This is a genomic window from Lysinibacillus sp. NPDC058147 (assembly GCF_042884205.1).
Lineage (GTDB): Bacteria > Bacillota > Bacilli > Bacillales_A > Planococcaceae > Lysinibacillus.
Window position 1 is genome coordinate 65,155 of the sequence record NZ_JBHVUJ010000002.1, and the last position, 12,727, is coordinate 77,881.

General features: G+C 35.1%; 14 protein-coding genes. 12 read left to right on the top strand and 2 right to left on the bottom strand.

What is annotated here, in order from left to right; genetic code table 11:
* Positions 1–122: 122 nt before the first annotated feature.
* The 6 genes from ACFVT8_RS05620 to ACFVT8_RS05645 all read left to right on the top strand — a co-directional run bounded on the left by ACFVT8_RS05620 (position 123) and on the right by ACFVT8_RS05645 (position 3,486).
* Complete coding sequence (locus ACFVT8_RS05620; RefSeq protein WP_387082624.1) at positions 123–680, top strand: cysteine hydrolase family protein; 558 nt, start codon at positions 123–125, stop codon at positions 678–680.
* Positions 681–824: 144 nt separating this feature from the next.
* The gene (locus ACFVT8_RS05625) at positions 825–1,385 is read left to right on the top strand and encodes a DUF1697 domain-containing protein (protein ID WP_387082625.1); all 561 of its coding nucleotides are present in this window, start codon (positions 825–827) and stop codon (positions 1,383–1,385) included.
* A 592-nt stretch (positions 1,386–1,977) separates the two neighbouring features.
* Complete coding sequence (locus ACFVT8_RS05630; protein ID WP_387224241.1) at positions 1,978–2,127, top strand: hypothetical protein; 150 nt, start codon at positions 1,978–1,980, stop codon at positions 2,125–2,127.
* Positions 2,124–2,309, top strand: coding sequence for a hypothetical protein (locus ACFVT8_RS05635; RefSeq protein ID WP_387082626.1), 186 nt, complete (start codon positions 2,124–2,126; stop codon positions 2,307–2,309). Before ACFVT8_RS05630 ends, ACFVT8_RS05635 begins: the two co-directional genes overlap by 4 nt.
* A gap of 94 nt (positions 2,310–2,403) precedes the next feature.
* Entirely contained in the window at positions 2,404–2,589 is a 186-nt protein-coding gene (locus ACFVT8_RS05640; RefSeq protein ID WP_387082627.1) for a hypothetical protein, read from the top strand.
* A gap of 153 nt (positions 2,590–2,742) precedes the next feature.
* On the top strand, positions 2,743–3,486 hold the full coding sequence (locus tag ACFVT8_RS05645; protein ID WP_387082628.1) for an amidohydrolase family protein: 744 nt from the start codon (positions 2,743–2,745) through the stop codon (positions 3,484–3,486).
* A gap of 557 nt (positions 3,487–4,043) precedes the next feature.
* Here the strand turns inward: ACFVT8_RS05645 and ACFVT8_RS05650 are convergent.
* Positions 4,044–5,360: a transcriptional regulator gene (locus ACFVT8_RS05650; protein WP_387082629.1), complete on the bottom strand. Its 1,317-nt coding sequence runs from the start codon at positions 5,358–5,360 to the stop codon at positions 4,044–4,046.
* A gap of 228 nt (positions 5,361–5,588) precedes the next feature.
* Between ACFVT8_RS05650 and ACFVT8_RS05655 the strand changes: the two genes are divergently transcribed.
* Together ACFVT8_RS05655 and ACFVT8_RS05660 are read left to right on the top strand one after the other, a co-directional pair.
* Entirely contained in the window at positions 5,589–6,827 is a 1,239-nt protein-coding gene (locus ACFVT8_RS05655; protein WP_387082630.1) for an MFS transporter, read from the top strand.
* A gap of 24 nt (positions 6,828–6,851) precedes the next feature.
* A complete protein-coding gene (locus tag ACFVT8_RS05660) occupies positions 6,852–8,285 on the top strand; it encodes a M20 family metallopeptidase (protein WP_387082631.1) in 1,434 nt (477 codons plus the stop codon).
* Positions 8,286–8,768: 483 nt separating this feature from the next.
* Here ACFVT8_RS05660 and ACFVT8_RS05665 read toward each other — a convergent pair whose 3' ends face one another.
* Positions 8,769–9,683 carry a DMT family transporter gene (locus ACFVT8_RS05665; protein WP_387082632.1) on the bottom strand — a complete coding sequence of 305 codons (915 nt, stop codon included), beginning with the start codon at positions 9,681–9,683 and terminating at the stop codon, positions 8,769–8,771.
* A 129-nt stretch (positions 9,684–9,812) separates the two neighbouring features.
* Here ACFVT8_RS05665 and ACFVT8_RS05670 point away from each other — a divergent pair, with 129 nt between their 5' ends.
* Genes ACFVT8_RS05670 through ACFVT8_RS05685 form a run of 4 tightly spaced genes read left to right on the top strand, consistent with a single transcriptional unit; the run spans position 9,813 to position 12,724 of the window.
* On the top strand, positions 9,813–11,222 hold the full coding sequence (locus ACFVT8_RS05670; RefSeq protein ID WP_387082633.1) for an aminotransferase-like domain-containing protein: 1,410 nt from the start codon (positions 9,813–9,815) through the stop codon (positions 11,220–11,222).
* A 15-nt stretch (positions 11,223–11,237) separates the two neighbouring features.
* Complete coding sequence (locus ACFVT8_RS05675; RefSeq protein ID WP_387082634.1) at positions 11,238–11,882, top strand: DUF3267 domain-containing protein; 645 nt, start codon at positions 11,238–11,240, stop codon at positions 11,880–11,882.
* A 43-nt stretch (positions 11,883–11,925) separates the two neighbouring features.
* Entirely contained in the window at positions 11,926–12,309 is a 384-nt protein-coding gene (locus ACFVT8_RS05680; protein ID WP_387082635.1) for a helix-turn-helix transcriptional regulator, read from the top strand.
* On the top strand, positions 12,245–12,724 hold the full coding sequence (locus ACFVT8_RS05685; protein WP_387082636.1) for a DJ-1/PfpI family protein: 480 nt from the start codon (positions 12,245–12,247) through the stop codon (positions 12,722–12,724). Before ACFVT8_RS05680 ends, ACFVT8_RS05685 begins: the two co-directional genes overlap by 65 nt.
* Positions 12,725–12,727 lie beyond the last annotated feature (3 nt).

Genomic DNA, 12,727 nt, shown 5'->3' on the forward strand with positions numbered 1-12,727 from the left:
GACAATTTCATTTAGGGGGAGATATTATGAATAAAAATTATGTTAGCGTGATAAACAAAAAGGGGAATTCGTCTAACTAAAATTTTATATAGCGTTTCCTCAAAATGAAAGGGGAAAATTATTTGAATCAAGCATTACTTATTATTGATGCTCAGCAAGAATTAATGGATGGCAATGAGAAAGAAAAAGCAGTTTTTAATAAAGAACATCTTATTAGAAATATCAATTTAGTCATTGACAAAGCAAATAAATCCGATATACCAGTCATCTTTGTAAGGGATCTCGATGTTGCTGAAGGTGTAGGGGCCGGGTTCGATATTCATAATGGCATTCGTGTACCTAAGGAAGCAAGGATTTTCGATAAAAAAGCAACGAATTGTTTCCATGGGACTGAACTGCTAAATCATTTACAATCTCAAGATATTAAACATATTGTTGTGATGGGCTGCTCGACGCAGCACTGTATAGATAGTGCAGTAAGAACTGCAACTATATGTGGTTTGGATGTCACGTTAGTAGGTGATGGGCATTCAACAGCGGATAGTGATGTTATAAGTGCAGAACAAATTATCAAGCATCATAATCATACACTTCATGGTCATTACAATGTCGAACACTTTTCTGTTGTTAGAAATACTGAAGAAGACTTATTTCAACCTACACATGATTCGTATAGATAAAAAATGTATAAGGGCACTCATATTTATGGGTGTCTTTTCTTCTTTATTGAAATTATTATCGATTTTCTAGAGGATAAACCTTTGAAGCAATATAAGGATGTAGCTATTTTTAGTGAATAAAGTTTAATAAAAAGGCGGGATAGTATGACCATATATATTGCATTACTAAGAGGAATTAATGTAGGCGGGCATAATAAAATCATCATGGCAGAATTAAGAAGTTCTCTTGAGAAATTAGGCTTACATAATGTGAAGACTTATATCCAAAGTGGAAACATCCTTTTTGAATCAGACGAAGCTGAGGAGATTTTGCAAACGAAAATTTACAAGAAAATTAAAGAGGATTTTGGGATTTCAAGTGTTGTTGTTATAAGGACAGCAGAGGAAATACAGCAGATTGTTAGTCAATCCCCTTTTTCAGATCAGGAGATTTCAGAAGCTGAACAATCATGTAAAGGGGAATGTTTGCATGTTGCTTTGTTACCAGCAGCGCCTTCGATGGCCAATAGTGAACAATTTTTATCTTTTACTAATGAAAGAGAACTTAGTGTCATAAGTGGGAGAGATGTGTATCTTTTATTTTATGACAGCATTCGAAATTCTAAACTTAATAATCATCTGAAAAAGCTTGAGATTCCAGCAACTGTCCGTAATTGGAAAACGCTAGTGAAGCTTTCAAGTATAGTTGAAGAATTCAGAGATTGATACCCAGTTCGAAAATTTATTTCATGGTTTATTTGGAATTTATTAGAATTATATGTTAAACTAGTAATGTCAAGGTTAACAAATGAACACGCATAAAAGAGGCTAGGTATTCACAATTCTTTGTGAGCCTAGCTTTTTTGTTTAGATGAAGGAAGCTATATATAAGCTATAATTAATGTAAACTTTTCAATGACATAAGGTAAACTTATCTAAAGATACCAGGTACTCATCAATTTGAGCTTGGTATTTTTTTATTAAATAAAGCTATATTTTGAGCTGCACTTCGATTATAAGTAAGTTTCTCACAATAGGGCTGTAGATTATTTTGATGATACATACAAGAAGCCTTTAAATTAATAAATTTGTAAGGGATGAGAAAGAAAAAAGAGATGATCGGTTCGTACAATTAAGTACATGAAAGGGGCATTTCGCGTGTAAATATAACGTGTGAGAAAGGGTGAAATTCCATTGCTTGTTTGGATTGAGAGTGCTGGAAGTTCAATTCATGTTAGTTACTCTGGATTAAAAATATCAATAAATACATAGCTTTTTAGAGGAGTAAGGCTTAATTAAACGAACGGAGAGAGAATCCATGTTTAAACCGATGGAACTAGGATGGAAAAAATATCATTTATCTAAATATATTACAGGAATAATCATTTTTATAGAGGCAACCCATCTTCCGGTTAATCTTGCACCGTTTGGATTTAAAGTTGTAAGTGGACTGATGTTTTACAAATGACATTAGCGAATATTCTTTTTAAAACAATAGTGACGACTATCTCAGCTATTATTTTATTACGTTTAATAATTGATGAATATAAGAATAGTTATAGGCTTCCAATATTCAATGTAATGAGTATTGTTTATATTATTATCAAGTACTTAGCTATTCGTAGTATTGAAAAAGTGGATGCAATGTAAGTTGAAGTACGGCAAAATTGAATCGAAAGACTAAGTGAAACGGAAGAGATTTAGGTAATATTTGGTTTGCAAAAAAGAAAGAGGGCAAGAAGAAATGGGAATGATTATAGGCAATATAACAGGTACAGCTTTGGGTGTCATTTTATTATTAATTAGCGTCATACTAATTTGGATTAGCAAGAGAAAACAACAAGAGAATCGATATGCAATATGGTTCATTGTTGCAGGTTTTATAGCGTTATTTACATCTGGAAGCAATGCTTTAAGGTATTTCTTATAAGAAATTATTTTTTTGCTCAAGGCAGGAATTTTGCAAGAATTTACCGGTTTGGCTGATGAATTATTGATAAGAAATAATTATGGATTTACATAAAAAAACATAACTTTTCTTTATGTTATCTGTTTGATAATGTAAAAGAGAGGAGGCGGAAATATGAGAATTTTTGATGCACACTTTCACATTATTGATTTTGATTACCCTATTACTGAAAATCAAGGATATGTACCACCTAGCTATGTTGTAGAAAATTACCAAAAAGAAACAGTGACTTATAATATTGTTGGTGGTGCAATTGTTTCAGGTTCTTTCCAAGGATTTGACCAAGCTTATTTAGTGAATGCATTAGAAAAAATGGGGTCTGCATATTGTGGTGTTACACAGCTACCATTTGCGGTGACAGATGAAAAGATTATGGATTTACATAAAAAAGGTGTGCGAGCATTACGATTCAATGTGAAGCGGGGTGGTTCCGAGGATTTAACTAAGCTCGATTACTTTGCGAGACGTGTTTATGATTTAGCTGGTTGGCATAGTGAAATGTATATCGACGCAAAAGATTTGCCTGAAATTGCACCAACGATTGAAAAATTACCAGCGATTTCAATTGATCATTTGGGGTTATCCGAGGAAGGCTTACCTCATTTGTTGCGCCTTGTAGAAAAAGGTGTACGGGTTAAGGCAACAGGTTTTGGTCGTGTGGAGCTCGAAGTTGAACAAGCTTTGAAATCTATTCATGCTGTTAATCCAGAGGCGTTAATGTTCGGCACAGATTTACCGTCCACACGAGCAAAAAGACCTTTTGCTTATGCAGATATTGAGCTTATTCAAGAATTGTTTGATGCAATGTCAGCTGAGAAAATTCTTTATCAAAACGCGGTGGATTTTTATTTCAAGTGAGTTTTTTAGTAGAAGTACCCTTATTCCGCATAATTGCTACTGCCTTTCATATCAATGAACTGCACCCAAATTGTTAGATACAATTGTGGGGGGGGTTTTATGATGCGCTGGGAGAGCATAGGGATATGCAATAAGATCACTTTATACGATACCGCAATTATTAATCTAAAGTAATTTAAAAAAGCTTTTATCAAAATAAGATCAAAATAAAGCAATGGTTGACTTTGAATCATTTTGCGAAGACTCAGTAATTTTCACTACTAGAGAATGTAAGAGAGCTACTTGACGAACAAGTTTACCAATTTCAATTGTAGATTGATGTAGGAGAGTTTATTCATATAGATGTTCTCGTTCTGGTATTGGGGTCACTCTTTATCAGAATAGAGAAGCTATTGAACAGCATTGCAGGTGAAAAACGAACTAAACTAAAATGAAACCGAGTTACTCATAAATATTTGAGTACTCGGTTCTTTTATTTGTAGCTACCCAGCGATTAAACCCACAGATATTAGCACGAGATTACGCAGCTCGCATTGCTATATGACGTAATTTTGCGATTATTCCAATCCAGTAAATTCAATGTGATAGATTTTCTTTGGCCTTCCTCGCAACTTCTCTTGTTTTTTATAAAGGATACGTGCGACTCCTTTTTCCTCCAACCGATTTAAAATACGGTTAGCACTGCGTATAGTGACATCGAGATGATAGGCAAGTTCCTCAGCGGTCATTTCATTGCTACTGGTCTTTTTCATTACAGCCATGATTTTTTGAAGCTGCAGCGTAGAAATTTCCACATCTTTGCTAATACGTTGGATTGACTTGTTTATTCCTTTGAAATTTTCAAGATTATCTCCTTCATTCAATGGCCCAATCACCTTATTTGAATCTGTCACAACAAAAGTGCCATGAGGTCGGCTTGTAATAGATAAACGGTTTGCATACTGCGCATTTATACGCGCTTTATAAATTGTATTATTGACACCCCAACCAAGGTGAACCTGAAATGGTAATACTTTTGAGAGATAAGACATTAACAAGCATTGCGAAAGATTATTAGTAAGTGACTTCAATTCTTTATATGAACTGATGAGTTCAAAACTGCCATTCGATATTTGAATGAGGAAGGGGACCTCTTGCTCCGTATTGAATTCTAAAAGCGATTTATGCAATAACATTTGCTGAAACTCCCACTCATTTATGTTTTGTTTGGTGGTGTCCGAATATCCAATGGAGACATGACCAATAGCAATTTGGTTCTCAGCTAGTTTAATCACTGATAGTTCATTTATGATTTGTTCGAATTGCTGGATAACAGAATCAGTCGATGGAAACAGAAAAATATGGGGAATTCCATGTCGAGTTAAATCATCAACGATATTACTCAAACGGGTTAAAGACAAATCAATTTTTCCTTCTTGCCATAACTGAATATGTTCATTTAGTACTTGTTCGTAGCCATCATCCGTCACCTTAGAAAAGGAAACCAAATGTGGCATGTCCTTTTTAGACAATACGTCTTTTAATCCGAGGAAATTGTTTTGACTCGCTACAAAATCGATGTAAATCCTTGAAAATTCAAGCGTACGGTTAGACAAACTGATTTGTAATAGCTTTTCATAAAATTCCTCTTTTGTAAATTGAAAGTAATAAGTTGGAATGGGAAAGCTATCCCATTGGTCTGTTAAATAATGGTACGCTAGCTCGGTTAGTACGAACCCATCTACATCGTGCATATTTTGTTGGTATAGATCAATTGTTTCCTGTAAGCGTTGATAAGGAATCATGATGATCTCACAGCTCTCACGGAGACGATCAGGTACCGTTTTTATTTCTTTGAGAGAATGCTGAGCAATTAAGACACCCAACCGGATCATTCTCAATCCCTCCTTTTATTCACTGATAACAATTATAAGCCATTCCTTTTGACAATGGAAATGAATAAAAAAAGCCTTGAAAAAGGACATTAATAAATTTATACTTATTTTCAGACAATTTGTCTTATTTATGTCTAAAAATCAATAGTCTTATACAAGGGGGAGATATGGCGAATTTTTTTCATACAAGAATAATTGTCAGGAAAATTAACAAAGGGGGAATCAAAGATGAACACAACTGCTACAAATAGAAAAACAAAAACAGTAATTCTTGTATTTCTTATTTTTGGAGAGCTGCTCAGTACTTTTGACAAGGTTGCCATTAATGTGGCTGTTATCCCTATCTCTAAAGAGTTCGGTTTAACAGAAACACAAATGGGTTTAGTTATCAGTAGCTTTTTTTTAAGTTATGCGATTATGCAGCCAATTGGTGGTAGTCTAGCAGATCGATTTGGCACGCGAAAAGTGATTGTTATTTCTTTAATTACATGGTCCGTGATTACGATTTTTACTGGGCTTGCTTGGTCCTTAGCATCATTAATTACTATTCGTTTTTTATTTGGTATTGGGGAAGGAAGCTACCCAGCAGCAAGTGTAGCAGCCATTGGAGAAACATTCCCCTTTGAAGAACGTTCGCGAGCTAAATCCACTCTTTCAGCTGGAGGAAAGATTGGTGGTGCGCTAGGTTCTTTATTTGTGGCTGGTTTAATAACTGGATTCGGATGGAAGTTAATGTTTGTTATTTTAGGTTGTGTTGGTTTACTTCTTTCTCCACTATACATCAAGTACTACCATCCTGGAGGCACCGATGTTCAAAAGCATAGTACTAATGAAAAAATTACATTGATTGAGTTATTCAAAAAACCTTTATTGTGGAAATTGATGGTTGTTTATTTTGGTTTTTCCATTGTATCTTGGGGCAGTCAGTCATGGTTACCTTCATATATGGTAAATGTACATCATTTAAATTTAGTGTCGATGGGTGCATTAATTACTATTCCGGCAATTTTAACAATAGTGGGTGTAATTGGAATAGGCTGGATACTTGATAAATATGTAGCTGGACGGGAGAAAATTGTTATCATTACAGGTTCTCTTACGACAATTATCTCTTTACTGTTTTTGACACAATCTCCTTCCATCGTAGAAGTTTTGATTTGTATGACGATAGCAAGTATCAGCATTGTATCTGGAGTTGTCACAATATTTACAATTATTCTAAAACATATCCCTGGTTCAGGTGTGGGGAGAGCCTCAGGATGGATCTATCTTTCTGGAAATTTTGCAGGTGTCGTTGCTCCTACAGTAATGGGATTTATGATTGAGCGATTTAATGGTTCATATGAGGCTGGATTTTGGTTTTTAATTGCAGCGCTTATCATTTCACTTTTGATAGGACTGACAATTGAAACGAACTCGGATAAAACAAATAAAAAAGAAAGAGAGATAGGTTTCCAAGTACAATAGCCTATCACAGAAAGGGTGTTTTTTATGTTTAATCATCAGAGAATATGTGACATTATTGAGGAAAAAAGAGAGCAATTGATTCGTGTAAGTGATTGTATTTGGGAATATGCCGAAACAAAGTTTGAGGAGTTTCGCTCAGCAGAGCTAATTTGTAAGACATTAGAGGAAGAAGGATTTAAGGTTGAAAGAGGAGTAGCCGGACTTGAAACTGCTTTTATCGGTCACTATGGAAATGGTGGACCAGTTATAGCCATTCTAGGAGAATATGACGCTTTACCTGGTTTAAGTCAGGTAAGAGGTCAAGCTACACAAAGTCCTATCGAAAAAAGCGGAAATGGTCATGGGTGTGGTCACAATTTGCTAGGTACTGGGGCGTTAGCTGCTGCAATAGCAGTACGTCAATACATGAAAGAAAACCAGCTACAGGGAACTGTTCGTTATTACGGTTGCCCTGCGGAAGAAGGCGGATCTGGCAAAACCATTATGGTAAGTGAAGGCTTGTTTGATGATGTAGATATTGCTATTTCTTGGCATCCTTATCCATTTAACGCTGTTGCATCAGTGACAAATGTAGCAAACTATCAGGTAGCATTTAAATTTAAAGGGAAGGCAGCCCATGCATCATCATCTCCGCATCTTGGGAGAAGTGCATTAGATGCCTTAGAACTTATGAATGTTGGGGTTAATTTCCTGAGGGAGCATATTATACCTGAAGCGCGTATTCACTATGCAATTACAAATTCTGGTGGACTAGCTCCAAACGTTGTACAAGCCGAAGCGGAAGTACTTTATTTGGTACGGGCTCCTAAATTGGAGCAAGTTGAAGAAATTTATCAACGTGTATGTAAGGTAGCAAAAGGCGCAGCGATGATGACTGAAACAGAAATGGAAATCCAATTTAACAAAGGATGTTCTAATCTAATTCCAAACAAAACTTTAGCTGCTGTAATGTATCAGAATTTCCTCAAGGTAGGTGTCCCGATATTTAATGAAGAAGAAAAAGCTTTTGCAAGTGAAATTCGCAACACGATGCCAGAGTCAGACAAGTTAAGTATTTTCCGAATGCTCTCTCAGCTACCAGTACCAAAAGAATTACTACAGCAAATTAAAGAACAAGAGATTTCTTCCATTTTAATGCCATATGTAGATAAAACATTTAATATGACAGGTTCTACTGATGTAGGAGATGTTAGTTGGAATGTACCTACTGTGCAGTGTGCAACGAATTGTTTTGCAATGGGTACACAGCTTCATACTTGGCAAGTTGTAGCACAGGGAGGAACATCCATCGGACACAAGGGGATGCTTCATGCCGGAAAGGTAATGGCAACTACAGCCATCGATATTCTGTTACAACCACAAATCATTGAAAAAGCAAAAGTTGAGTTAAAGGACCAATTAGGGGGCGCAATATATAACCCACCGATTCCAAAGAATATCGAAAGCCCAACCATCTAGGTTATAAATACTCATAAAAGATTAAATAGAAAGAACTCAATACTGAAGATTTCTTTACAAATTAAACATTAATATGTTTTGTTTAGCATAGGAAGTAGAGGAGACGAGGTTGGTTCAAAAAAACTGGTCAAAACCTTAAAAAAACGTGAGAAATTTATACCGTATCCTACACTCTTTAACGAAGTTTTTTCGACATTTATTTGTAGATTCTGAAATTGTAAATGTAACGGAAATGAATAGGTTAAATATGGATTTTGGGGTAACTGGTTGTTTAATTTTATTTTTGATTGATCTAAATAGTAAATATATTCATTAACGAGTAGTGAAACGTGATATGCCCCCATTAGGTAGACAGATTAAAAAATAAAAATCTGTTTTTCTAGGGGGCATTTTTTTATGGCTCGAAGTAACTACTCAAAAGATGAAAAATTAGCGATTCTTAGATTTTACTAAGGGTTGTCAACGCTATTTTTTTAATCGAGATCATTTGATTAAATTCTGAGCATTTTTGTTTTCTTGAACAATATCTTCTTTCTTTATATTGGCAATAAATACCCCTATTAAAGTGATTAAGCCACCTGTTACGGCTGAAAAATGTGGGACTTCACCAAGCCAAATCCATGCGATAAGAAATGCAAAAACAGAGGTTAAATATAGCGTACTTGTTGCTTCAGCTGCTCCAGTTCGTGAGGTAACATAAGCTAGCGTAAAATAAGGAATGATTGTTGGAAAGATTCCAAGATATAAAATGACCAATGTTGCATTTAACGGTGCATCCATTATTGCATCACTTAGCCCGGGTGAGAATAGTAGCATAAAAATAGTACCTGACCAAATTGCGTACATCGTAAAGGGGATAGCCCCGTATTTTTCTAGATAATGATGTTGAAAAACAAAATAAATACTTTCTGAAATGGATGCTATTAAAACGATAATAATCCCCGTATTAAAAGAAAAACCTTCAGTTGAACCTCCTACTGTAATAAATGCTACACCACAAAAGCCAACAAGTGAACCAACCCATCCCCATAATCCAAGCTTCTCACGATAAAAGACTACAGCTAATAAAGCGGTGAATATAGGGGTTGTTGAAACAAGTAAACTTGCAACGCCAGCACTAATCGTTTGCTCTCCATAATTTAGCGCTAGTTGATACACGGTGAAACCTAAAAAGCCAAGTAATAAAATAATTGGGATATCTTTTAACGCAGGCAAAGGAGTTTTTGTAATAACTGCTATGATTATTAAGACGAATGAGCCGACTAATAATCGTAAAAGTGATATATGTTCAGGTGAATAGGCCGTCAATGCCACCCGTATTCCTGGAAAAGCCGATGCCCATAAAATGATTGTTATGAAATGAGCAGAAATAATCTTAAAATCTAATGTTTTTAACATGAATACACCTCGTTTTACTTTTATCATCCAACCAATTAAATTGTTGTTTTCAATATTAATAGGATTTTGATAAAATTTCTCCAACAGGTTAAAATAAAAAAAACCAACCAGTCAGAAGAGGGCGTACATATGAAAAAACCAAAATATCAATTGATTATTGATTTTATAAAAGAAAAAATTGCTAAAGGGGAGTGGGCGATTGGAAGCCCCATACCAAGCCAACGTAATTTGGCAAAACAGTTTGAGGTTAATCGTAGTACAGTCATAACGGCATTAGAGGAACTAATGGCAGATGGGCTACTAGAAGGTAAGGCAGGAAAGGAAACAATCGTCACCAATAATACTTGGACTTTGATGGGGGCAAAATCCTCGACAAACTGGAATGAAAATGTCACTTTAGGCATTCATAAACCCAGTGTATCTATGGTGCAGGAGATTAACGAAGCGGAATCGAATACGAATCTTATTCAATTGAGTAAAGGGGAGTTATCACCAGAGATGTTCCCTTTAGAAGAGATGAAATTCATCGTTCAAAAGGTATCGAATCAATTAACCTCTTTTGGCTATGAAGAGCCGAAGGGAAATATAAAATTACGCCAAGCCATTAGTGACTATTTAAAGGTAAGAGGAGTCGAAGCATCACCGTCGTCCATTCTCGTAGTATCTGGTGCGCTCCAAGCTTTACATCTAATCTCGATTGGACTTCTAAAAAGAGGTTCGACGGTGTTGTTAGAAATGCCGTCCTATCTTTACTCGTTGACTGTTTTTGAGTCTGCGGGGATGGAGTTGAAAGGGTTAGTGATGGACAATGAGGGGATTATCATCGATTCAATTTATCCGACAAAGGAAAAAGGAAAAAATATTTTATATACGATTCCAACCTTCCATAATCCAACAGGCGCCTTAATGCAAAAAGAGAGACGAGAGAAATTAATTGCTTATTGTGAAAGAGAGCAGCTGCCAGTTATAGAAGACGATGTGTACCGTGATTTATGGATTGATAACCCACCACCTAAACCACTGAAAGCAATGGACCTTTACGGAAATGTATTATATGTCGGGAGTTTATCAAAAACCCTTAGTCCAGGATTACGAATTGGCTGGATAGTTGGCTCGGAGTCAGTTATTAATCGATTAGCAGATTTAAAAATGCAATCCGATTATGGCTCAAGTACTCTATCACAGCTCGTTGCCGCGGAGTGGCTATCTAGTAATTTCTATGATGGACATCTTGATAAAGTAAGAGAACAACTTAGGATTCGTAGAAAAGTTGCTTTAGATGCACTGGATAAATATTTGAGTCCTTACGCTACGTGGGACATCCCAAAAGGTGGATTGTTCATATGGGTTAAAATAAAACCTGAATTTAAGGTGAAAAGGCTGTTTGAAAAAGCATTATCCAACAATATTCTTCTAAATCCCGGTAGTATTTATGCTGAAAAATCAGGACAGTTTATACGAATTTCTTATGGGTATGCTTCTATCGATGAAATAAAAGAGGGTATATTCCAATTAAGTGAAATTATTAAAATTCAATAAAATTGGAGGGGTTAAATGAAAATACTAAACAAATTGCCAAAAGGTAACCCAAATTTACATGAAGACTTAATTAAAAATGGCTGGATTCCGTTGAAAGAGCCTAAGAATTTAACAAGTGCTATATTGTTATCTATCCCTTTAATGATTGTCGCTTCAATGATCTCTATTGGGGTAATAAATATTTTTTCAAGTATTTCTTTGAGAGATTTTGGATTTACATCTGGTGGAATTTCAATAACCATTAACTTAAGCGTTATTTTGGGGATCGCCTTACTATTAATAATTCACGAATTACTTCATTTGATATTCATTCCTAACTTTATTAGATCAGAAAAAACTTCAGTAGGGCTTACTCTATTCGGGGGTTTTGTAATTACGGAAGAAGAGATTTCAAAATCAAGGTATATATTCATTACAATTGCTCCTTTTATTATACTTTCAATAATTTTACCACTGATTTTAAGTGTATTTGGACTCTTAACAACGACACTAAAGTTCCTGATCATACTTAACTCGATGGGATCGTCAGTTGATTTACTAAATCTTCTTATATTGAAACAGGTACCAAAAAATGCAACTTTAAAAAGTAATGGATCAAACACTTATTGGAGAAAAGCTCAGACTGAACAAAAGGGTAAAGATAAACGAAAGTCATCCTAATAGGATAAATACTGTTATAGAAACATTGAAAGAGGAAGAAGAAATGAAATCGGCCCGAATGTTTAGTATTTTAAATTTATTAGTTAATCATCAGAAACTCACAGCACAAGAATTGGCCGAAAAGCTTGAAGTATCGAAACGAACTATTTATCGCGATATTGAATCACTGAATTTAGCTGGAATCCCGATAGAAAGTTATCCCGGTCAAGGTGGAGGATTAGGGATATTAGCCAACTATAAAATTGATAAAAAGTTTTTATCCATTGATGAATTACAAACTATACTAATTGGTCTAGACGCCCTAAAAAGTATACATACAGAAAATAATATTAATCATCTTATTACTAAAAGGGTGGAAAAAGATGAGCAAACGATTCTTAAAAATGCTGATATTGTCTTCGACTTATCATCAATGGTTCTCGGATAACAATTCTTCTATCGAGGACTATTTGAGAAACAATAGCAATTTTAATATGGAACTGCTTTTGTTGTGCGGAGGAACTATTTGGAGAGAGAAAAACTATGAATTAGCTGAAGTAACAAAATTAGTTGATTACTGTCAACGAAACAATGTGTTAATTTCAGCTATCTGTGATGCAACTACGTTTTTAGCATACAACGGGTATTTAAATAAAGTAGAGCATACTTGCAACTCTCTTGGGTTTATTGCAAATAGTTGTTCAAATTATAGTGGAAGTGAATTTTATATAGAGAAGCAATGTGTCAACTCCGGTGATTTCATTACAGCAAAACGGGACTGCTGCATTGGAATTTACACAAAAGAAATTATGAATCATCTAAAAGTTTATTCAGAAGAGAAGATACAAAATGGTATGATTTAAATA